The following is a 21,109-nucleotide window of genomic DNA, read 5'->3' on the forward strand; positions in this document are numbered from 1 at the left end:
GGAAGTAAAGTGCATTTTGATCATAATTAAAACCTGCTGCAAATGCCGGGAAACATCCTGGAATTGCGCCTGCTCGCATATTACGATATAAAAGATATAAAAAAATTTGTATCTGAATATGGATAGCACCTACTTTTTATTCTGTAAATATTGTATAATAAATTTGCATCACGCAAGACAGGTTTGTGGAATGTGAGCAAATAACCGTTTTGCAGGACGCGCGGCGTTGTATCAAAAAACAGAAACGCTGCGTAAAAACAAAAACAAGCTACTGTGAAGGTGAAAAGATGAAAGTTGCGGCGTTGAGCCATGTGGGCAAAGTCAGGACAGTCAATGAGGATTCTGTACTGGTGCACGAAAAAAGTGCTCCGGTCTATATGCTGGTTGCGGATGGAATGGGCGGCCACGCGGCGGGAGAGGTTGCAAGCGGGACGGCGTGCAGCGCAATCCAAGAGTATATTGACAGGCTTGGTGTTAACGAGCTCAATGAAGAACAGATTCGCAAGGCGGTTGAATTTGCCAACAAGAGATTGCGTGACGAAATGGAGAAAAACTCTGAGCTGGAGGGGATGGGAACAACCCTGACGCTCGCGGCTTTTTGCGGCGATGTGATTACTTTTGCACAGGTAGGGGATTCCCGTGCATACCATAAACAAAACGGATCGATCAGGAAGGTGACCAAGGATCATACGTACGTCCAGCACCTGATTGACAGCGGCGTAATCAAAAAGGGAGCTGCTGAAGATTATCCTTTTAAAAACATTATTACGCGCGCCGTTGGAATGAAAGAAATCAGTGTGGATTTTTTTACTGAAAAATGGGAAAAAGACGATATTATCCTGCTGTGCTCAGACGGACTCTCAAACTATACAAACGAGGATTTGCTCAACCGTGTGCTTTCCAAAGAGATAAGCCTTGAAGATAAGGCGAAAGAGCTTGTGGAGATTGCGCTTTCGGGTGGGGGCAAGGATAATATTTCAGTGATTCTCGCACAGTATTCAGGGGATGGAGGGCTGCCGGATGATTGAGCCCAACCGTTTACTCGCGGGCAGGTACCGCCTGATTGAACAGATTGACGCCGGCGGATCTGCATACATATATAAAGCGATTGACGAGCGCACCAAGCAGGAGGTTGCCGTCAAAATATTAAAGCCGGAGCTGACTCAAAACGAGGAGTTTGTCCAACGCTTTAAAAAGGAAGTGCAGGCCTCGCTGAAGCTTCGTCATGCCAATATCATCCGGGCATATGACGCCGGTCTGGACGACGGGACCTATTACATTGTGATGGATCTGATCCATGGTAAAACGCTCAAGCATTTGATCAATATCAATGGGCCGCTGCCATTAAAGTATGTGGTCAATGTGGCCAAAAAACTTTGTCTGGCGCTTGAATACGCGCACGTTAAAGGTTTTGTCCACAGGGATATCAAGCCGCATAATGTTATGATCGACATGACAGGCGAGCCGTTTATCGCGGATTTTGGGATTGCGCGCAATATCGCACAGAATACAATTACAGTGGAAGATAACAACGTGATGGGCTCGGTGCATTATTTTTCACCGGAGCAGGCGCGCGGAGAGCGCGTAGATAAGCGTTCGGATATTTATTCACTGGGGATACTGATTTATGAAATGCTGACGGGACACGTTCCCTTCGACGCGGACACTTCCGTTGCGATTGCATTAAAGCATATCAATGAGCTCATGCCTGACGTGCGGGATGAAATGCCGGATATTCCTGAGAGTATCAATAAAATCATTCAGAAAGCGACGCAAAAGGATAAGCATTTCAGGTACAAATCGGCATTCAATATGTACGAAGATCTGCAGCGTTGCCTTTCGGAGCCGGATGGGGAATATATCAGATATACGGAAAGCAAGCGCGTGCAGCAGCATATGGAGGAGCAACAGGCCAAACGCTCCAAAAGGAGCCTGAAACGGCTGTTTATCATGTTTGGGATTGCTGCCGTGATCGTTTTTGCGATTATTGCGGTCGCAAGCGCTGTGATCAATTATAATGCGGAAAAGCCGATCTCTATGCCAAGCCTTGTTGGGATGACACAAAAAAGCGCGCAGGAGGCGGTTAAGGACATAACGCCCACGACTACGGTCACATACGAGTATTCCTCGCAGGCAGAGCAGGGAATTGTAATAGGTCAGGAACCGGAACCGGGCGTGCAGGTCAAACCGGGCGATCCGCTGAGTATTGTTGTGAGCAATGGAACGGGTACGGATACAATGCCGGATGTGACGAATATTGATATTACGCAGGCACAGAAAATTCTTGCAGAAAATGGCATTGAGGTCAACCAGATTGTAGATGATATTAACGGTGAGCAGCCTATCAACTATGTAATCAGCCAATATCCGCTTCCGGGGGAATCGATTTCCGCAAGCGGAAGCGTATGGCTTACGGTGAAGGCGTCGCCAAATGTTGAAAAGGTAAAGGTGGCGAATGTGCAGGGCGACGATGTTTCCACTGCGCTTGAAAGCCTTAAGGCACAGGGGCTTACAACGTTTTTCCTTTACGAAAAGAGCTCTGACGAAAAAAAGGGTACTGTGATTTCACAATCTCCACAGGAAAACATTGAACTTGCAGTGAACAAACCCATGACGCTGACCGTTTCAAGAAGCAGCGGAACGCGTTATTCCTACAACGGAGAAGCGCTGGACCTTGTTATCCCCAAGGATGGGACGAAATTAAAGGTCGGTGTAAAGGGAGAAATTGACGGGATTCCGGTTTATTATATTATTTATGATACGATTGTACAATCAGGCGAGCAGGAGATAGACCTGAAAAAGGCGACGCAGATTGTAATCGATTCGGATGAAGAATCGGTGGAAACTGAGCTGATTATATTTTTGAACGATATTCAACTGAAATCGGAAACCGTTGAATTTACCAGGGGAGGTTAAGAACATTCAGGGCAGGATCGTAAAAGGAATTAGCGGCTTTTATTATGTAAGCGATCAGGATGGGCGCGTACATGAATGTAAAGCACGCGGAAAATTCCGAAAGGAAAAGATGACGCCGATGGTGGGCGACATTGTGGAGTTTGTCGAGCTTGAAGGTTATAGCTCGATTGAACAGATTTTACCACGCCGCAATTTTTTACTCCGTCCCGCAGTAGCGAATGTAGACAGTATGCTGCTGGTGATTTCTGCGGGAAAACCCGCGCCGGACCTTTTTTTGTGCGATAAGCTGTTGATTCAGGCCGGTTGCGCCGGAATTAAACCTGTAGTGGTGATCAATAAATCGGATGAGAATACAGCGGGAATCGATCGTCTGGCAAATCAATACTGTGGTTATTATGATACGTTCGTGGTATCGGCACGCACGGGAGCGGGCATTGAAGCGCTCAAGAAAATGATTTCCGGATTATGCGTATGCTTTGCAGGCCAGTCTGCCGTGGGGAAATCATCGATTATCAATGCGATTGATCCGGATTTTGAACAGGAGACCGGCGGACTCAGTAAAAAAACAGACAGGGGAAAGCATACAACCCGCCAGGCTGAGCTTTTGTATGTTCCTGCAATTCATGGATATGTGGTCGACACCCCGGGTTTCTCGATGTATGAAATCGAAGGGATGCAGAAAAATGAAATATCCGCACATTATCCGGAGCTTCAAAAGTTTGCCGGAAATTGCCGCTTCACTTCTTGCCTGCACGACAGGGAGCCGGATTGCGCCGTAAAGGATGCGGTAGAGGCGGGAGAAATAAACAAAGAGAGATATGACCGTTATTTACGGATTATACATTCACTGAAGGAGAGATAAGAGACATGATCAAAGTAGCACCATCGTTATTGGCAGCCGATTTCTGTAACATGGAAAAAGGCGTACGGAAAATGGAAGAGGCGGGCGCGGATTATTTGCACTGCGACGTCATGGACGGCGTATTTGTACCAAATTATTCGTTTGGCTTCCAGATGATTGAAGGACTCAAAAAGATTACGGATATCCCGCTTGACGTTCATCTGATGATTACCCAGCCAGAGCGTTATATCGAGCGGTTTGCGCAGGCGGGATCGGATATCATTACCGTGCATGCAGAGGCAACAAAGCACCTGCAAAGAGTGCTGAAACAAATTGAACAATGCGGCAGGAAACCGGCCGTGGTTCTGAATCCGGCGACTCCTCTTGACATGATTCAATATGTGCTTGACGATGTGGATATGGTTCTTTTGATGTCCGTGAACCCTGGTTATGGCGGACAGGGCTTTATTCCTGTCGTTCTGCAGAAGGTAAGAGACCTGAAAGCGATGATCGACGCGCATGGCAAGGAGATTGATATTGAAATCGACGGCGGGGTAAACTTTGAAAATGCTCCAAAGCTTATCGAGGCGGGCGCAAATGTGCTTGTTGCGGGCAGCAGCGTATTTAATGATCCGGATCCGGCGTTGGCCGTAAAAAGATTGCGGGAGAGCAAATAGTAATGAAGGTATTGATGGTTGCGTCCGGGCAGCGGCCCGGGCGCGGCTTATTGCTTAAAAGGGCTGCGGAAACAGACTATGTGGTTGCAATCGACGGAGGGCTCCATGCGCTTCATGACGCAGGAATTCTGCCGCAGCTTATTGTAGGAGACCTGGATTCGGTTGATCAGGAGCTGGTTTTCCAATACCGGCGTATGGAGTGTGAGTTCCTGACCGCACAGGAGGAGAAAAACGAAACAGACGCAATGCTTGCTCTTGATGAGGCAATCGGGCGTGGCGCATCGGAAATTATATTTCTGGGCGCGACAGGAGGCAGAATTGATCATTTGCTTTCCAATCTGATGCTGCTTAAGCGTGCTTATGAAAAAAGTGTGCCGCTTACGATTGAGGACGATCTGCAGGAAATAGAACTTTATACAGGCCGTTTTGAAATATGCGGGCAGGTGGGACAAACCGTATCAATCATTCCGGTGAATGAAAAAGCCGTCGTAAATGCAAGCGGGCTTTATTATCCGTTGGATGAGCTCGAGCTTCGCAATGATAAACCAAGGGGCGTGAGTAATATTTTTACAAGACCGCGCGCACAGATACAGAGCAGCGATTTTGTATTTATCATGAGGGATAAAGAGATAAAAAAATAGGACAGATACAAAATCTGTCCTTTTGTTTTCAAAATTATACGTAACGCTCTACTTTTCCAGAACGCAAGCAACGTGTACAAACATATTTTCTGGTAGGAGTACCATTTTCAATGACTCTGACGCGCTGTACGTTTGGAGCCCAAATTCTCTTTGACGTTCTGTGTGAGTGACTGACCTTGTTGCCGGAAGAAACGCCTTTGGAACAAATTTCACAATATCTTGCCATCTAAAACACCTCCCTCTTGGTGTATACGTTCAAACAGCATTTATTTTACCATGAAAGGGAACCGCGCGCAAGAGTTTTTTTGAAACAATTCAGATTGCCTGTAAGTATTTTTTATGAGGCCGGACATGGATATTCGTTTGATATTGTAATAAATATGTTATATAATACTTATAATAAACCATTAGGAGGTTCATTCCATGAGTGCAACTTTAAAAACTGATTTAGGAAAAATCGAGTATAACGAACCCTATATTGCGTCAATCGCGGGATACAGCGCATTAGAGTGTTATGGACTGGTTGGAATGTCGCAAAAAAATATAACGGAAATGATCTCGAACCTTTTTAAAGGCGACAATCTCAAAAAGGGCGTAAAAATAAAGACAGACGGCTCGGAAAATGTGATCGTTGAGCTGTACATTACTGTAAAATATGGCGTTTCCCTTGCTGCGGTAGCGGAAAACATCATTGATAAAGTAAAATATTCTATTGAAAAAGAAACCGGACTGAATGTGCAGAGCGTAGACATTATTGTGCAGGGCATTCAGATCTAAGGGGGTTTAGTGATTGATTGAAGCGCTTGACGGTCAGCGGCTGAAGGAGATGATCCTCGGCGCTGCCGCGACACTCGAAAAAAACAAGGACGCACTTGATGCGCTCAACGTATTTCCCGTTCCTGATGGGGATACGGGAACAAATATGTCTCTTACGATGATCACTGCCGCAAAAGAAGTGGCGGCTGTGCAGGACGACAGTATCAACTCTGTTGTGAAGGCGCTGAGTCTTGGGGCACTTAAGGGTGCGCGGGGTAATTCCGGCGTTATCCTGTCGCAGATATTTGCCGGTTTTGCGGATGCGATGGCAAAGGCAGACCATATAGACACGGTTATTTTTGCAGGTGCTTTGCGAAATGGCGTGGATTATGCGTATAAAGCCGTGATGAAACCCAAGGAGGGTACGATTCTCACCGTTGCAACCAAGATGGCAGACGCGGCGGAGCTCATTGCCACCAAATCTGACGATTTGTACAAGCAGATCGACTATGTGATTCAGGAGGGCGAAAAAGCGCTTAAGGAAACGCCTGAGCAGCTTCCCGTGCTGAAGGAAGCAGGGGTGGTAGATGCTGGCGGCGCAGGGTTCCTTGTCATTATGGTTGGACTGAAGGCTGTCCTGGACGGGAATGTGATCGATAGCGGTGCAATCCTTGACGAACAAAAGGTTGTCGTGGATTTTTCAAATCTTGACAACTCAAAGGACGATATACAATTTGGATATTGCACTGAATTTTTTATTAAAAACCTTTACCCTGATGTGAAGGAACGTGATATCGACGCGTACAGGGGTAATCTCGCAAAAATTGGGGATTGCGTACTTGTGGTGGGCGATCTTTCCCTGGTGAAAACGCACGTGCATACCAATGAACCCGGGCTTGCGCTTCAATATGCGCAGATTTTGGGAGAACTCAGTCATATTAAGATCGATAATATGCGCGAGCAGCACAGGGAACTTTCGGAAATCGATCCGCAGGCGGCCGCAGAGGCGGTGGCGATCCCTGCGGATATACCGGAACGGGATGTGGCTGTAGTAGCCGTTGTAGCGGGCGATGGCATCAGGACGATTTTCAGCGATTGGCAAATTGAAGCGTTTGTAGAGGGCGGACAGTCGATGAATCCGTCGACGGACGATATTCTGCATGCAATTAAAAATGCGCCGTCCCGCAATGTAATCGTTTTGCCAAATAATAAAAATATTATTCTGGCTGCGGATCAAGCGGCTGAAATGAGCGACAAAAATGTAAAGGTTATTAAAACGAAATCAATCCCACAGGGTATTGCAGCAGCTGTCGCTTATGATCCGGACGCCGATATCGACGTCAACGTAAAAAAGATGGAGCGCGTGACGGGGCAGGTTAAAACCGGCCTGATTACAAATGCTGTACGCGATACCAAAATGAACGGAAACAGCATCAAAAAGGATGATTTGATTGGTATTTATGAAAGCGATATCGTAGCGAACGGCAAAGAGCTTCCTAAGGTATTTGAGCAGCTGTTACAAAAAATGACGGATGAGGATTCTGAGCTTATCACGCTCTATTATGGCGATGGCACGGATGAAGGACAGGCACAGGGGCTTGCGGAAAAAGCGGAAGAACTGTTTGACGGGTGCGATGTAGAAATGCACTATGGAGGCCAACCGGTTTATCCGTATATTTTATCGGTGGAATAATCAAAATCGCGACAAAAGCCGGCATGAAAAACGTGTCGGCTTTTTCATACGCGGCATTCGCTTATGCGGCGGTCAAAAAAGGTTTGGGATCATATTGACCAGGAGTATTATATGAAATTATCGGAGCCGGTTACGAGCCTCACAGGCATTGGGGAGAAAACGGCGAAAACATTAAAAAAGGTAGAAATAGGCACGATTCGCGATCTGGTCTATTATTTGCCGCGCGCATATAAGGATTTTTCGGTTTGTAAGAAAATAGGGGACGTTAAGTTTGGCGAGACCGCTTTTTTTGAGGTTAAGGTTTTTACACCGCCACAGGTAAAGAGGATACGCAGGGGGCTTGAAATTACTTCATTTCAGGTAACAGATGCAACGGGTATCGTTACAGTCGATATATTCAATCAGATTTATATCAAAAATAATATCGTACAGGGAAAGACTTTGTATCTTTATGGAAAGCTGGAATTTAAATACGGAAAGATGAAGCTCTCTTCACCTGAAATTTATTTCAAAAAGCCGGAGGACAATTTTTTGCCGATCTATCCGCTGACGGCGGGCCTCAATCAGAATATGATGCGTAAATTTTCCAAAGAGGCATTGCGCCATATGGAAGTGAACGAGCCGTATTCCGATGCTTTTTTGCGTGAGTTTAAGCTGTATGACCTGAAAAGCGCGCTTCAGGCAGTTCATTTTCCTTCGGAGCTGTCAGTGGTGGAAAAGGCACGTAAACGCGTGGTATTTGATGAGCTTCTGGTATTTAACCGTATGCTGGATTTGCTTGGACAAGAGCAGCGGCAGGAAAGCAGGGTGATCATTAAACCGGGGGAGAGCGATTGTTTTACCCGGAAGCTGGGCTTTACGCCGACACGCGCGCAGGAACGGGTTATGCGCGAAATCAGGGATGATTTGCAGGGAACAGTTTATATGAACCGTTTGGTGCAGGGGGATGTGGGAAGCGGAAAAACTGTGATCGCGTTTTATGCGATGAATTGTATGCGCGAAAATGGATATCAAAGCATTTTGATGGCGCCGACAGAGATATTGGCAAAGCAGCATTACGAGACGGCGCGGGAACTTTTTGACGAAGAAGAAATCGTATGCCTTACGGGAGCGGGTACAGCCAAAAAAAAGGCGCAACAGCGTGAATTGATCGAAAGCGGAAAAGCCCGCATTATCATTGGCACGCATGCGCTGTTATATGGAGATATCGCCTGCCAAAACCTGGGCCTTATTATTACGGATGAGCAGCACCGCTTTGGCGTGAAGCAGCGAGCTGCCCTTTCGGGAGCGGGAAACGATGTGCATACGCTGATTATGTCGGCAACGCCGATCCCAAGATCGCTTTCGCTTGTGCTTTTTGGGCAGACGGATATTTCGATTGTCGACGAGCTTCCGGCAGGGCGCAAGCCGGTAAAGACTTACCTGATCCATGACAATAAATATAAGGATATGATCGGCTTTATCCAAAACGAGCTGCGTAAGGGAAGGCAGGCTTATATCGTTTGTCCGCTGATTGAGGACAGCGAGGGAATGGATGCAAAATCTGCAAAGCAGATGTTTGAGGAGCTCAAAGAATGCTATCCGGGCTTCGAGATGGCGCTGATTCATGGCAAGATGAAAAATGCTGAAAAGCAGGCGGTCATGGAGGGCTTTGCCGAGGGAAAGATTCATATTCTGGTTTCGACGACGGTAATCGAGGTGGGCATCAATGTTCCGAATACGACGGTGATGGCGGTGATGAACGCAGAGCGTTTTGGGCTTGCCCAGCTTCACCAGCTCAGGGGCCGTGTGGGGCGCGGCAGGGAGCAAGCGTATTGTTTCCTTGTTTCAGATAACCAGAACGCCTACGAACGCCTGCGCGAGCTTGTAAAGACGAACGACGGATTTGTAATCGCAGAAAAGGATATGCAGCTTCGCGGAACGGGCGATATGCTTGGTACAAGGCAGCACGGAATGGGCACGTTAAAGGTTGCGAACCTGATTGCGGACATGGAGCTGCTCATAGCGACGAGAGATGTATTGCAGGCAATGAAGCAAACAGAGCGGTTTGCTTTGGAATACGCTTCCATTACGCGGATTGCTGAAGAAAACCTGAAGGAAAAATTGATTGAAATAGCGCTTAATTAAAACAGAATGCTTGACAGGAAGCAAACATGTGTATTATTATGGTAATGTGATAGCGATTTACTACGCTAAATTATTTTTTGAGTGAGTACTGAAATGGAAAAATTAAAATTACAGGTTCCCGCCGGCGCATGGGATTATTTGCCGGAGGAATGCGCGGCAAAAAGAAAGATCGAAGAAGAAATCAGAAAATGTTTTACCAAAAACGGCTATCTGGAAATTGAAACGCCGTCGTTTGAATATTACGAAGTTTTTATGCACGATTCCGTGCCGTACGTGCAGGAAAACATGATGAAATTTTTTGACCAGAAGGGAAGGATACTGGCTTTGAGGCCGGACCTTACCGGACCGATTGCGAGAGCGGCGGCGACGAAGCTGCTTTCCGGCGAAAGCGTACTGCGGCTTTGCTATATCCAGAATGCGTTTGGCTTCCTGGAACGGGGAATTGCAGGAAAAACAGAATTTACGCAGGCTGGCGTAGAATTGATCGGCAAGCGGGGAGCGGATGCGGACGCAGAGGTAATTGCCCTTGCGATACGATCATTGCTTGAAATTGGCCTGACTGGCTTTAAGATTGATCTTGGGCAGGTGGCGTACTTCAAAGGGCTGATTGGCAGCATGGACCTCACAGAAGAGCAGGTTGAAAAAATAAGGCTGCTGATCGATACCAAAAATAATGTAGAGCTTGAATATGAGTTATCCCGCCTTAATATGGATGACGATACAAAGGAAGCGCTCCTTGCCCTCGGAACTCTGTTTGGCGGGCGCGAAACGCTTGTAAGGGCAAGCGAAATGGCGCAGAATGAGCTTTGCGCGGCTGCGGTAGACAATATCCGCGAGGTGTATGATATTCTTTGTGATTTTGGATATGAAAAGTATCTTTCGATCGATTTTGGTATCCTGAACAATTTTAATTACTATTCAGGAATTATATTCCGCGGAATTTCAGACGGAATTGGTACTGCGATCCTTTCCGGCGGGAGGTATGACGAGCTGTTGCGTGAGTTTGGCTCAGATACGCCGGCAACAGGGTTTGCGATTGGAATAAAAGAGCTTTTGGTGGTTCTGGAGCAGCTACAGAAGCTGCCCGTTTCCGGTGAAAAGGCAACCGTCATCTGTTGCAGCCCGGCAGGCAGGGCAAATGCGTTCGCTTATGCCGAAAAGCTGCGGAAATCAGGGAATAAAGTGATTCTCGAGCTGAATGGCTACCGGGGTTACGACCGCGCAAGATATGACGTTGTGGAATTTGACGAAGGGATGAACGTATAATGGAACTTACGATAGCGCTTGCAAAAGGGCGGCTTGCGAAATTTGCCATAGAATTATTTTCAAAATGCGGGATTGACGTATCCGAGCTGAAAGAAGATACGCGAAAGCTTGTAGTATACGACAAAAAGAATGAACTGCGGTTTGTGCTGGTAAAGCCCTCCGATGTTCCCGTATACGTATACCGCGGCGTTGCGGATATTGGAATTGCCGGCAAAGATACGCTGCTCGAGGAAGGGCTGCCGCTTTATGAAATGCTGGACCTCAGATGCGGAAAATGTAAAATATGCGTAGCGGGCTATGAAAAGCCAAAGGAACGCATCACGTCCAATATAACGCGCGTTGCGACAAAATATCCGCGCGTTGCAAAGATGTATTACGATGAAAAGGGCGAGGGAATAGAAATCATCAAGCTGCATGGAAGTATAGAGCTTGCGCCGATTCTCGATCTTTCGGATGTGATCGTGGATATTGTGGAGAGCGGTGCGACGATCCGTGAAAACGGGCTTACGGTACTGGAAGAAATTTGTGATATCAGCGCGCGCCTTGTTGTAAACCAGGTCAGCCTGAAAACAAAAGCGGAGAAAATTCAGCCGTTGATCGAAAAAATGAAACTTGCTCTGGAGGAGATGTAGATGTTACTTCCAATTTTATCTTCAAAGGAAACAGAAACGATCAAAAAGCGGCTTTTAGAGCGCGCGGATACCGACTACACCAAGCAGCAAAAGACTGTGGATGAGATCATAAAAAGCGTCCGTGAGAAAAAGGATGAAGCGCTTTTTTCTTACATAGCGAGGTTTGACGGATATCCTGCGAATGCACAAAACCTGCTTGTGACGGAACAGGAAATCGAGGAAGCGTTTTCATCGGTTGACGAAGGATTGCTTTCGGTGATGCGTGAGGCTGCGGAAAATATAGAAGCGTTCCACAATCACCAGAAGCGTGAAAACTGGTTTATGGAAAGCGGTGGGAAATATCTGGGACAGCTGTATTTGCCGGTAGAGCATGCGGGAGTATATGTACCGGGCGGAAAGGCGGCCTATCCTTCAAGCGTACTGATGAACATCATTCCAGCGAAATGTGCGGGAGTGCCTGATATTTCGGTGGCAACTCCGGCGCAGGGCGGCGCGGTTAACCCGGTAACGATTGCGGCGGCAAAAATTGCAGGAGCGCACAATATATATAAAATGGGCGGAGCACAGGCAATCGCCGCTTTTGCATACGGTACGCAGACAGTGCCTAAAATGGACAAAATTACCGGCCCGGGAAATATTTATGTGGCGCTTGCCAAAAAGAGCGTGTATGGTCAAGTGGGAATCGACATGATCGCAGGACCTTCCGAGGTGCTTGTGATCGCTGATGAAACGGCAAATGAACGATTTATTGCGGCGGATTTTCTTTCACAGGCGGAGCACGACGAAATGGCGGCCTGTATGCTGGTGACTACGAGCAGGGAAATGGCGGAAGCGGTAAGAGCGGAGATTTTGCGGCAGGCTGAGTTGCTGCCCAAGAAAAATATCGTTCAGAAATCGCTTGAGAATTATGGGACGATCATTTTGGCGGAGGATATGCGGGAAGCGGTTCGCATCTCAAACATGATTGCTCCTGAGCATCTTGAAATATGTGTGCGGGATGCGGAAAAGGTATTGCCTGAAATCCGTAATGCGGGTTCGATCTTTTTGGGAGAATATTCCCCGGAGCCCTTGGGCGATTATTTTGCAGGGACGAACCACGTGCTGCCAACAAATGGTACGGCGCGGTTTTCGTCACCGCTCAATGTTGACGATTTTCAAAAGAAATCCAGTGTGATATACTATTCCAAGGAAGAATTTGAAAAGGTCTACAAAAAGGTGGAATCATTCGCGGCGGCGGAAGGGCTTACTGCCCATGCGCGGTCTGCGGCGATCCGTTTTGAAGATTAAAGGGGTAAAAAGATGCGTAAAAGCACAGTTGCACGAAAAACAAATGAAACAGATATCAAACTGCAGTTAAACCTTGACGGAAAAGGCGCCTATAAGATTGAAACAGGCGTTGGTTTTTTTGACCACATGCTTGATTTGTTTGCCAAACATGCAATGATAGACCTGACGCTGTCCTGTGAAGGGGATACTTATGTAGATGCTCACCACAGCGTTGAGGATTGCGGGATTGCGCTTGGCGAGGCAATCAGGATTGCGCTTGGCAAGAAAGAAAAAATCAGGCGGTACTCCACAAAATTTGTGCCGATGGACGAAGCGCTCGTAATGGCAAACCTTGATATCAGCGGACGGCCGCACTTTGTTTATAACGTTGAATTCGTACAAGGCAGGACGGGTAATTTTGACGCGGAGTTATGCGAGGAATTTTTTCGTGCGGTTACAGTGAACGCGGGGCTTACGCTGCACCTAAACATGCAGTATGGTAAAAATACGCACCACATCATTGAAGCGTGCTTTAAAGCGTTTGGACAAGCGTTGCGGGAAGCGGCTTCGATCGATCCGGAGCTTACGGGCGTGATGTCCACAAAGGGCGTGCTATGATTGCAGTGGTCGATTATGGCATGGGCAATCTGCGCAGCGTAGAAAAGGCGTTTACGTTCCTCGGATTTGACGCGCGGGTAACTGCCGATAAACAGATATTACGTGATGCAAGCCATATTGTACTGCCGGGCGTTGGCGCGATTGCCGATGCTGTAAGGCACCTTAAAGAACGCGGATTCGTTGAAGAAATACAAAAACAGGCCGCATCAGGAAAACCTTTTTTGGGGATTTGCCTTGGCATGCAGCTTTTGTTTGATAAGAGCTATGAAAACGGTGAATATGACGCTCTTGGACTGATACCGGGCGAGGTAAAGCCGTTTGAACTTGCAGATATGCGCGTTCCGCATATGGGGTGGAATTCACTTATTGTCAATGATAACCGGTTGTTTGTAGATGCTGGAAAAGAGAAATACGTGTATTTTGTACATTCCTATCACGCCGACAACGTACCGGAGGAATACATTATCGCGAAAACAAATTATGGATATGATTTTGTTTCCGCGGTTCAGAAGGAAAATATATACGGCTTGCAGTTTCATCCCGAAAAGAGCGGGAAAACAGGACTTGCAATGCTGCAATCTTTTGGAGGTTTGAAACTATGAAGATTTATCCTGCGATTGATATCAGGGATGGTAGGTGTGTACGCTTAATGCAGGGAGAGCTGCAGCGTTCTACAGATTTTGGAGATCCGATTGAAATGGCAAAGCGCTGGGAGGCAGAAGGGGCTCATTATTTACATATCGTAGACCTTGATGCGGCCTTTTCCGGTGAGTTTGTCAACAAGGATGTCATTGCTAGGCTCGTTCAATCGATCAAGATTCCAGTACAAATGGGCGGCGGCGTGAGAACCAGGGAAGACATCAGCGTGCGTCTTGACGATGTTGGTATTTCCCGTGTGATTCTTGGAACGGCGGCAGTCGAAGATCCGGATCTTGTGAAATGGGCCGTATCCAGATATAAAGACCGCATTGCAGTTGGCATCGATGCGAAAAACGGCAAAGTAGCGATTAAGGGATGGGCCGACAATACGGATATCGATCCGGTGGAGCTGGCACACAAAATGCACAAAATGGGTGTTGCGAATATCATCTATACGGATATTTCCAAAGATGGCATGATGGAAGGACCAAATCTTGACATTACAGAGCACATCGTGAAGGAAACATGGATGAACCTGATTGCTTCCGGCGGCATCAGCAGCGTAGACGATATCAAAAAGGTTCGCGCGACAGGCGCGTGCGGCTGTATTGTCGGAAGGGCGATCTATGACGGCGCGTTTACGCTTCAGGATGCGATGAAGGCGGCAAAATAATGTTGACAAGAAGAATCATCCCCTGTCTGGACGTCCATGCCGGACGCGTGGTAAAGGGGGTTAATTTTGTCGATTTGAAGGACGCGGGCGATCCCGTTGAAATTGCAAAAGCATACAACGAACAGGGTGCGGATGAATTGACGTTCCTCGACATTACAGCCTCCTCGGATGGCAGGGGAATTATGGAGGAGGTCGTTGCGCGTACGGCTGAGCAGGTGTTTATTCCACTCACAGTAGGCGGCGGCATTCGCACGGTGGAAGATTTTCGGCGTATCCTCAAGGCGGGGGCGGATAAAATATCGGTCAATTCGTCAGCGCTTCAAAATCCGAAGCTGATCAGCGACGCGGCGGTAAGATTCGGAAGCCAATGCGTCGTGGTAGCGATCGACGCGAAAAAAAATCCGGAGGGCAGGTATGACGTTTACCTGAACGGGGGACGCGTCAATACAGGGATCGATGCGGTAGCATGGGCCAGGGAAGCAGTGAAGCGCGGAGCGGGCGAAATATTGCTCACGAGCATGGATGCGGATGGAACGAAGGCAGGATATAATATTGAGCTTACGAAGCTTGTGTCAGAAAGCGTAAATGTTCCGGTGATCGCATCAGGAGGCGCGGGAAGACTGGAACATTTTGTGGAAGTCATCCGGGAAGCGGATGCGAGCGCCGTGCTGGTGGCGTCTTTGTTCCACTATAAGGAATTGACGATAAAACAGGTAAAGGATTATCTGAAAGAAAATGGAATTGCGGTAAGGAGTAAATAAAAAAATGGAAGTGAAATTTAACAGCCACGGGCTTGTGCCCGCGATCGCGCAGGATGCGCGCACAGGAAAAGTGCTGATGCAGGCCTACATGAACAAGGAAGCATATGATTTAACCCTCGAAACGGGATATGCGCATTATTACTCCCGTTCGCGTCAGAAGCTGTGGAAAAAAGGAGAAACCTCCGGAAATGTGCAAAAGATTGTAAGCGTGAGTTTGGACTGCGACGGGGACAGCGTTCTTTTGCAGGTAGAGCAGACAGGCGTAGCATGCCATACGGGAGAATACTCCTGCTTTTTTAATACGGTACAGGAAAAGGAACGTATTGCAAATTCATCCCTGCTTTATGAGCTGTACGATGTAATTGCCGACCGGAAAATAAATCCGAAGGAAGGTTCTTACACAAACTATCTGTTTGAGAAAGGGATTGACAAAATACTAAAAAAGGTTGGCGAAGAGAACGCAGAGGTGATCATTGCGTCAAAGAATCCGGGTACGGATGAACTGCGCTACGAAGCTGCCGATCTCATTTACCATCTGCTGGTTCTGATGAACGAAAAGGGCCTGAGCCTGACAGAGCTTTTTACAGAGCTTCAAAGCAGGAGATAAGTCAAAGAATATTCTTGCATCGGCAGTGGGGATGTGCTATAATATCAACCGATAACGCACTCGCGCAGATTTTGATACTCGTGCCCAAATTTGGGTTCTGTCAAAAGTAAGAAGCGCGGGGAGGCATATAACGAGGAGGTATATTTACTATGTCAGTTATTTCAATGAAACAACTTTTAGAAGCAGGTGTTCATTTCGGACACCAAACACGCCGTTGGAATCCGAAGATGAAGCGTTTTATCTTCACGGAGAGAAATGGCATCTACATTATTGATCTTCAGAAAACAGTCAAAGAAGTAGAAAAAGCATATTATTTCATCCGCGACATCGCTATGGATAACAAAACGGTGCTTTTTGTCGGTACAAAAAAACAGGCGCAGGATTCCATCGAGGCAGAAGCAAAACGCTGTGGAATGTATTATGTATCCAACAGATGGCTTGGCGGTATGCTCACAAACTTTAAGACGATCAGGAGCCGTGTTGCGCGCCTGAACAAAATTGAAGATATGGAGCAGAACGGCGATATGGATTTACTGCCCAAGAAGGAAGTAATCCAGCTCATGCACGAGAAAGAGAAGCTGTTGAAGAACCTTGGCGGCATCCGCGAGATGAAGGACCTGCCGGGAGCGCTCTTTATCGTTGATCCCAGAAAAGAAAGAATTGCAATCGCCGAAGCAAGGAACCTTGGCATTCCGGTTGTTGCAATCGTAGATACCAACTGCGATCCCGACGAAGTGGAATACCCGATTCCGGGCAATGACGACGCGATTCGCGCCGTGAAGCTGATCACATCCAAAATGGCGGATGCGGTCCTTGAAGGAAAACAGGGTGAGCAGATGGAAGAAGCGGCAGAAGAAGCTGTTGCTGAGCTCACTGAGGCGGAAGTTGAAGTAGCTGCGGCGGAAGAAATTGCGGAAGATATCGCAAAAGAAATGATGCCGGGCGAAACAGTGGAAGTTGTTGCTGCTGTAGAAGAAAATTAAATCATTCGGAGGTAAGAATTCATGGTTTCAGCAAGTGATGTAAAAGCCCTGCGCGAACGTTCCGGCGCGGGGATGATGGATTGTAAAAAAGCGCTTCAGGAAGCGGATGGAAATATTGAGAAGGCAAGCGAGCTTTTGAGAGAAAAAGGCCTTGCTGCCGCTGTGAAAAAAGCCGGCAGAATTGCTGCGGAAGGCGTCGTTGGTTCCTATATCCACATGGGTGGAAAAATCGGCGTTTTGGTGGAAGTGAACTGCGAGACAGACTTTGTGGCAAAGACAGACGCTTTCCAGGCGTTTGTTAAGGATATTGCAATGCACATTGCAGCTGCAAATCCGCTGTATGTTTCCGAAGAGGAAGTAGATCCCGCCGTACTGGAAAAAGAGCGTGAAATCCTGATGGCGCAGGCGTTGAATGAAGGAAAGCCTGCGAACGTCGTGGAAAAAATGGTCGAAGGCAGGATCAAGAAGTTCAAAAAAGAGATTTGCCTGCTTGACCAGCCTTTTGTAAAGGATCCGGACAAGACGGTTGCAGACCTTGTGAACGATCAGGTTGGCACGATTGGCGAAAAGATTTCGATTCGCAGATTTACGAGATATGAAATGGGCGAAGGCCTCCAGAAGAGGGAAGACGATTTCCAGAAGGAAGTTATGGAACAGGCTGGCCTTTGATTCGTTAAAATCGGTCAAAAAAGTTAGTCAAAGAGTGTTTATTTGCAAAAGCATTTAAGCACTCTTTTTTTGTATTAGTTAAGTGGCTGGATGACTAAAAAACGGTATAATAAAGCGAAAATATTGATTTATTTCAATGAGTAATTTATTCATTCATTAGGAGTTCGGTTGAACTCCCGTTTGCCTTTTACCTATAATATTTATCCGCCATAAACATACATTTTTACTCCGCTATTGACACCACTCCCCTCTAAAGATTTTCTATTCTATAATGTCAATCTACTTATATAACTTTGCTGGGAAGAAAAATGGGGGCTTTAAAAATGCTATCAACAAACAATAGATTATCGTGATAAATATATGAGCTTAATATGATTTTCTGTGTTAAAATCAAATTAAAGCTATTAACGTTCTCTTGATTGATTGGGTGGTAATTTTTATGACAAATGATGATTTAATCAATCTTTTTGAGAATAATTACAGATATTATTTTGCTATTGTATTTAGTATTGCCCAAAATATAACAGATGCTGAAGATATCTTGCAAACTGCATTTCTCAAAGCATTTACAACTGATAAACAGAAAATAAAAAACGAGGATATGAAGCGTTGGTTTATTACCGTCTGTAAAAATACGGCAATTACATTTGTTATAAAACGGGAAAAGGATAAGGCCCGGGAACAACAGTATGCGCTCGATAACGTATCAATTAAGAATGTAGAAGAAGACTCTGTTTTCACAATTATAGTTGAGGAGCAACTGAAAGGTATACCACAAGAATTGATTCCGTATTTCAAGGGACTAATACTTCATGGGACTTCTATGAGACAAATATGCAAGAAATATGGTATTCCAAGAGACAAAATGCGATACTGGAAAAAATATTTAGAGAAAGCCATAAAAAAATTGTATTGATGATCTTGGCAGTTGTGCTTTGTATGTCAATACCCTTGTATTGGCATTTGCAGTAGAGAGGGAGCCAGATACAGAGTTTCATTTTGAAGGAGTTTGGGGAATTACAAGCTAGAAAGAATCAGCAATGTTTTCATCCTGACGGAGCTTCGTAAAAAAACCAAGAGTCGAACATTACCAGCGCATGTGAATTGTGTCAATGTCAATGATAAAACAGCCGCCTGGTAATTAGTATAGAAGTCGGCTACTAAGCTTCTTAAGGTGCTGTGAGAGCAAGATACCCTTGCAGGGGGAGTGCAAACTGTGCGTTCAACGCGCAGTTATGATTCTAATTTATCTTTTTTAAAAAATTATCCCCCATTTATGTGTTCTGTGAAGTTAAGTATATGAAGTATTTAAAAACCACATTATTCTCTAAATATTTGCACAACTCAACCCGATAACTCTCTTACTTAAATCTCTTATACTTCTATGCGAAAGAAGGTTTGATTATGAAAAAGAAAGTTTTGTCTATGATTCTGGTAGTTGGGTTAGTATTATCTTTTGCAACGTTAGGTATGGCAGCCCCGGAAAATCAACAAGGGAATGTGTCACCCCAAGATATTACTTTAGAAGATGTTATGTCAAGGGTACCGGATAATGCAAATATTGTTGATATCGGGATAAATAAAGACGGCATTCCATTTGTAATTACTGATGATATCACTCCTCTGATGACGCGAAGTGGTCCTCAAGGCTCACTCCGTCATCATGTGACAGCATACTGTGGAGCTATAAATTGCTCTTATGATGTACTGGTCATGAGTAATCAATTAGTCTGGGCAAATGATTGGTGGATAGCAACAATATTTGGTACTTATTCAAATGTTAATTTGACGTGCAACTCAAAAAAAGCAGAATTAACATTTGATTATACTGGATACACAGGTATTGGTATGATGCGATGCTGGGTTAGAGCAGTGCCAACAGGAAGAGACAATGCAATAAAGGTGACGCACTCTTAAGCATCGTGAATAGGAAAGGAGATAATTATGTGGTTGGCTTCACTCATCGGCATATTAGGATTTGCGATTGTTATAGCTATTTTAGTTATCCTAATACGAATTCTAAAGCTGCTAAATAAAAAATAAACGATTATTATTAGGGAAGAGCAAATGGTTGCTCTTCCCTAATATCGAATTGAGATATAAAAATGACTAATAGTATTGCGAAGAGAACATGAATAAGTGCAAAAAATTAAATAGTTTAGGGCGCAACCAAATAGGTTATCTGATCGCGATTGCCGGATTTTATAGTACAATTTTAAAAGTTGCTTATCAGGAATCGCAGAACATAAAAGTGTTGAAGAACGATTCTTTATTTGGTATAATTTTAAAAGCAAACAAAGCAGTCTTACAGTGAATCAGGTAGAATAATCTGTTTAATCTGTCAGGAGTTTCTAGCAGATATCTGAAAGAAGGCTTTGCTTGCCAGAAAGCATCCAATATTCTTTATTAGGCAGAGGAGCAGGTGATTTATGACTGACAGAATGATATGGATTCAATGTAGGATGATTGGATTTATTTGCCTCAATTCTGTGGATGACTAGATTTGCACATGGAGGGAACACATTCGTGTTCTCTTTTTTTTAGGTAAATAAACCATATGGAGGAATAACATGGAACCGAAATATAAACGTGTCATTATGAAAATCAGTGGGGAAGCGCTTTGCTCCCCGGAAAACAGGCCGCTTGATTTTGACATTATCAGCAATGTGACGGAGCAGATCATCGAGGTAGCGCAGCAGGGCGTCGAGGTTGGTATTATCGTAGGCGGCGGCAACATCTGGCGCGGTGCGCGCGTTGGCAAGCACATGGATCGGACGACAGCGGACTATATGGGTATGATGGCAACGGTAATCAACGCCCTTGCCCTGCAGGATTCTCTGGAAGAAAAGGGGCTGCAAACGCGCGTGCAGACAGCGATTGAAATGCGCCAGATTGCGGAGCCGTATATTCGAAGGAAAGCAATGAAGCATCTGGAAAAGGGAAGGGTTGTTATTTTTGCATGTGGTACGGGAAACCCTTACTTCTCCACAGATACGGCGGCGGCACTGCGCGCGGCAGAGATGGAAGTGGACCTCATTATGCTTGCAAAGAATGTGGATGCTGTGTATGACAGTGATCCGAAGGTGAATCCGAATGCAAAGCGGTTTGAGTATATCAGCTACATGGACGTAATTAACAAAGGGCTGAGCGTTATGGACAACACTGCGATTACACTTTGCATGGATAATAAGATACCGATCATCGTATTTGGCGTAAATGAACAAAACAGTATCAGGCGCGTTGTAAACGGTGAGGAAATCGGCACGCTGATCAAATAGTTCGTCAAAATAAGGCGAAGTAAGGATTGAGTTTTGAAGTATTTTGCTATACAATATATGGTAGAT

Annotated in this window: 22 protein-coding genes; 21 read left to right on the plus strand and 1 reads right to left on the minus strand. The window is 45.8% G+C overall.

From position 1 onward, the window contains the following. The first annotated feature begins 287 nt into the window (after positions 1–287). Genes CHK_RS13605 through CHK_RS13625 form a run of 5 tightly spaced genes read left to right on the plus strand, consistent with a single transcriptional unit; the run spans position 288 to position 5,075 of the window. On the plus strand, positions 288–1,028 hold the full coding sequence (locus tag CHK_RS13605; RefSeq protein WP_046444709.1) for a Stp1/IreP family PP2C-type Ser/Thr phosphatase: 741 nt from the start codon (positions 288–290) through the stop codon (positions 1,026–1,028). Continuing rightward, positions 1,021–2,916, plus strand: a complete 1,896-nt coding sequence (gene pknB / locus CHK_RS13610) for a Stk1 family PASTA domain-containing Ser/Thr kinase (RefSeq protein WP_046444625.1) — start codon at positions 1,021–1,023, stop codon at positions 2,914–2,916. Before CHK_RS13605 ends, pknB begins: the two co-directional genes overlap by 8 nt. Further along, entirely contained in the window at positions 2,894–3,778 is an 885-nt protein-coding gene (gene rsgA, locus CHK_RS13615) for a ribosome small subunit-dependent GTPase A (RefSeq protein ID WP_052740611.1), read from the plus strand. Before pknB ends, rsgA begins: the two co-directional genes overlap by 23 nt. 5 nt (positions 3,779–3,783) lie before the next feature. Continuing rightward, a complete protein-coding gene (gene rpe / locus CHK_RS13620; RefSeq protein ID WP_046444626.1) occupies positions 3,784–4,434 on the plus strand; it encodes a ribulose-phosphate 3-epimerase in 651 nt (216 codons plus the stop codon). A gap of 2 nt (positions 4,435–4,436) precedes the next feature. After that, a complete protein-coding gene (locus CHK_RS13625; protein ID WP_046444627.1) occupies positions 4,437–5,075 on the plus strand; it encodes a thiamine diphosphokinase in 639 nt (212 codons plus the stop codon). Between the two features lie 34 nt (positions 5,076–5,109). Here CHK_RS13625 and rpmB read toward each other — a convergent pair whose 3' ends face one another. Next, entirely contained in the window at positions 5,110–5,301 is a 192-nt protein-coding gene (gene rpmB, locus CHK_RS16225) for a 50S ribosomal protein L28 (protein WP_082103577.1), read from the minus strand. Positions 5,302–5,498: 197 nt separating this feature from the next. Here rpmB and CHK_RS13630 point away from each other — a divergent pair, with 197 nt between their 5' ends. The 16 genes from CHK_RS13630 (at position 5,499) to pyrH (ending at position 21,043) form a co-directional block, all read left to right on the plus strand. After that, positions 5,499–5,852, plus strand: a complete 354-nt coding sequence (locus CHK_RS13630; protein ID WP_046444628.1) for an Asp23/Gls24 family envelope stress response protein — start codon at positions 5,499–5,501, stop codon at positions 5,850–5,852. A 13-nt stretch (positions 5,853–5,865) separates the two neighbouring features. After that, positions 5,866–7,524 carry a DAK2 domain-containing protein gene (locus CHK_RS13635; RefSeq protein ID WP_052740612.1) on the plus strand — a complete coding sequence of 553 codons (1,659 nt, stop codon included), beginning with the start codon at positions 5,866–5,868 and terminating at the stop codon, positions 7,522–7,524. Positions 7,525–7,635: 111 nt separating this feature from the next. Further along, positions 7,636–9,651 (plus strand): ATP-dependent DNA helicase RecG, encoded by a 2,016-nt coding sequence (gene recG / locus CHK_RS13640; protein WP_046444629.1) that lies wholly within the window; start codon positions 7,636–7,638, stop codon positions 9,649–9,651. 93 nt (positions 9,652–9,744) lie between these two features. Further along, the gene (gene hisZ / locus CHK_RS13645) at positions 9,745–10,917 is read left to right on the plus strand and encodes an ATP phosphoribosyltransferase regulatory subunit (protein ID WP_046444630.1); all 1,173 of its coding nucleotides are present in this window, start codon (positions 9,745–9,747) and stop codon (positions 10,915–10,917) included. Continuing rightward, entirely contained in the window at positions 10,914–11,549 is a 636-nt protein-coding gene (hisG, locus tag CHK_RS13650) for an ATP phosphoribosyltransferase (protein WP_131924964.1), read from the plus strand. The genes hisZ and hisG overlap by 4 nt, the downstream gene beginning before the upstream one ends. After that, the gene (gene hisD, locus CHK_RS13655; protein WP_046444632.1) at positions 11,550–12,836 is read left to right on the plus strand and encodes a histidinol dehydrogenase; all 1,287 of its coding nucleotides are present in this window, start codon (positions 11,550–11,552) and stop codon (positions 12,834–12,836) included. Positions 12,837–12,848: 12 nt separating this feature from the next. After that, a complete protein-coding gene (gene hisB, locus CHK_RS13660; RefSeq protein WP_046444633.1) occupies positions 12,849–13,433 on the plus strand; it encodes an imidazoleglycerol-phosphate dehydratase HisB in 585 nt (194 codons plus the stop codon). Beyond that, positions 13,430–14,035 (plus strand): imidazole glycerol phosphate synthase subunit HisH, encoded by a 606-nt coding sequence (gene hisH, locus CHK_RS13665; protein ID WP_046444634.1) that lies wholly within the window; start codon positions 13,430–13,432, stop codon positions 14,033–14,035. The genes hisB and hisH overlap by 4 nt, the downstream gene beginning before the upstream one ends. Beyond that, positions 14,032–14,745, plus strand: a complete 714-nt coding sequence (gene hisA, locus CHK_RS13670) for a 1-(5-phosphoribosyl)-5-[(5-phosphoribosylamino)methylideneamino]imidazole-4-carboxamide isomerase (protein WP_046444635.1) — start codon at positions 14,032–14,034, stop codon at positions 14,743–14,745. The genes hisH and hisA overlap by 4 nt, the downstream gene beginning before the upstream one ends. Then, positions 14,745–15,506 carry an imidazole glycerol phosphate synthase subunit HisF gene (gene hisF / locus CHK_RS13675; protein WP_046444636.1) on the plus strand — a complete coding sequence of 254 codons (762 nt, stop codon included), beginning with the start codon at positions 14,745–14,747 and terminating at the stop codon, positions 15,504–15,506. The genes hisA and hisF overlap by 1 nt, the downstream gene beginning before the upstream one ends. A gap of 4 nt (positions 15,507–15,510) precedes the next feature. After that, a complete protein-coding gene (gene hisIE, locus CHK_RS13680; RefSeq protein ID WP_046444637.1) occupies positions 15,511–16,113 on the plus strand; it encodes a bifunctional phosphoribosyl-AMP cyclohydrolase/phosphoribosyl-ATP diphosphatase HisIE in 603 nt (200 codons plus the stop codon). A 149-nt stretch (positions 16,114–16,262) separates the two neighbouring features. Beyond that, positions 16,263–17,096: a 30S ribosomal protein S2 gene (gene rpsB / locus CHK_RS13685; protein WP_046444638.1), complete on the plus strand. Its 834-nt coding sequence runs from the start codon at positions 16,263–16,265 to the stop codon at positions 17,094–17,096. Positions 17,097–17,117: 21 nt separating this feature from the next. Beyond that, positions 17,118–17,765, plus strand: a complete 648-nt coding sequence (gene tsf / locus CHK_RS13690; RefSeq protein WP_046444639.1) for a translation elongation factor Ts — start codon at positions 17,118–17,120, stop codon at positions 17,763–17,765. A gap of 439 nt (positions 17,766–18,204) precedes the next feature. Beyond that, positions 18,205–18,681: an RNA polymerase sigma factor gene (locus tag CHK_RS13695; RefSeq protein WP_046444640.1), complete on the plus strand. Its 477-nt coding sequence runs from the start codon at positions 18,205–18,207 to the stop codon at positions 18,679–18,681. Positions 18,682–19,169: 488 nt separating this feature from the next. Next, entirely contained in the window at positions 19,170–19,682 is a 513-nt protein-coding gene (locus tag CHK_RS13700) for a DUF5626 family protein (protein WP_046444641.1), read from the plus strand. Between the two features lie 653 nt (positions 19,683–20,335). Beyond that, complete coding sequence (pyrH, locus tag CHK_RS13710) at positions 20,336–21,043, plus strand: UMP kinase (RefSeq protein ID WP_046444643.1); 708 nt, start codon at positions 20,336–20,338, stop codon at positions 21,041–21,043. Positions 21,044–21,109 lie beyond the last annotated feature (66 nt).

It is taken from the genome of Christensenella hongkongensis (genome assembly GCF_000981035.1).
Classification (GTDB): Bacteria; Bacillota; Clostridia; order Christensenellales; family Christensenellaceae; genus Christensenella; species Christensenella hongkongensis.

Coding starts and splice junctions, on each gene's coding strand:
- CHK_RS13605 (WP_046444709.1), top strand. CDS start 288: ATGAAAGTTGCGGCGTTGAGCCATGTGGGCAAAGTCAGGACAGTCAAT.
- pknB (WP_046444625.1), top strand. CDS start 1,021: ATGATTGAGCCCAACCGTTTACTCGCGGGCAGGTACCGCCTGATTGAA.
- rpe (WP_046444626.1), top strand. CDS start 3,784: ATGATCAAAGTAGCACCATCGTTATTGGCAGCCGATTTCTGTAACATG.
- CHK_RS13625 (WP_046444627.1), top strand. CDS start 4,437: ATGAAGGTATTGATGGTTGCGTCCGGGCAGCGGCCCGGGCGCGGCTTA.
- rpmB (WP_082103577.1), bottom strand. CDS start 5,301: ATGGCAAGATATTGTGAAATTTGTTCCAAAGGCGTTTCTTCCGGCAAC.
- CHK_RS13630 (WP_046444628.1), top strand. CDS start 5,499: ATGAGTGCAACTTTAAAAACTGATTTAGGAAAAATCGAGTATAACGAA.
- recG (WP_046444629.1), top strand. CDS start 7,636: ATGAAATTATCGGAGCCGGTTACGAGCCTCACAGGCATTGGGGAGAAA.
- hisZ (WP_046444630.1), top strand. CDS start 9,745: ATGGAAAAATTAAAATTACAGGTTCCCGCCGGCGCATGGGATTATTTG.
- hisD (WP_046444632.1), top strand. CDS start 11,550: ATGTTACTTCCAATTTTATCTTCAAAGGAAACAGAAACGATCAAAAAG.
- hisB (WP_046444633.1), top strand. CDS start 12,849: ATGCGTAAAAGCACAGTTGCACGAAAAACAAATGAAACAGATATCAAA.
- hisH (WP_046444634.1), top strand. CDS start 13,430: ATGATTGCAGTGGTCGATTATGGCATGGGCAATCTGCGCAGCGTAGAA.
- hisA (WP_046444635.1), top strand. CDS start 14,032: ATGAAGATTTATCCTGCGATTGATATCAGGGATGGTAGGTGTGTACGC.
- hisF (WP_046444636.1), top strand. CDS start 14,745: ATGTTGACAAGAAGAATCATCCCCTGTCTGGACGTCCATGCCGGACGC.
- hisIE (WP_046444637.1), top strand. CDS start 15,511: ATGGAAGTGAAATTTAACAGCCACGGGCTTGTGCCCGCGATCGCGCAG.
- rpsB (WP_046444638.1), top strand. CDS start 16,263: ATGTCAGTTATTTCAATGAAACAACTTTTAGAAGCAGGTGTTCATTTC.
- tsf (WP_046444639.1), top strand. CDS start 17,118: ATGGTTTCAGCAAGTGATGTAAAAGCCCTGCGCGAACGTTCCGGCGCG.
- CHK_RS13695 (WP_046444640.1), top strand. CDS start 18,205: ATGACAAATGATGATTTAATCAATCTTTTTGAGAATAATTACAGATAT.
- CHK_RS13700 (WP_046444641.1), top strand. CDS start 19,170: ATGAAAAAGAAAGTTTTGTCTATGATTCTGGTAGTTGGGTTAGTATTA.
- pyrH (WP_046444643.1), top strand. CDS start 20,336: ATGGAACCGAAATATAAACGTGTCATTATGAAAATCAGTGGGGAAGCG.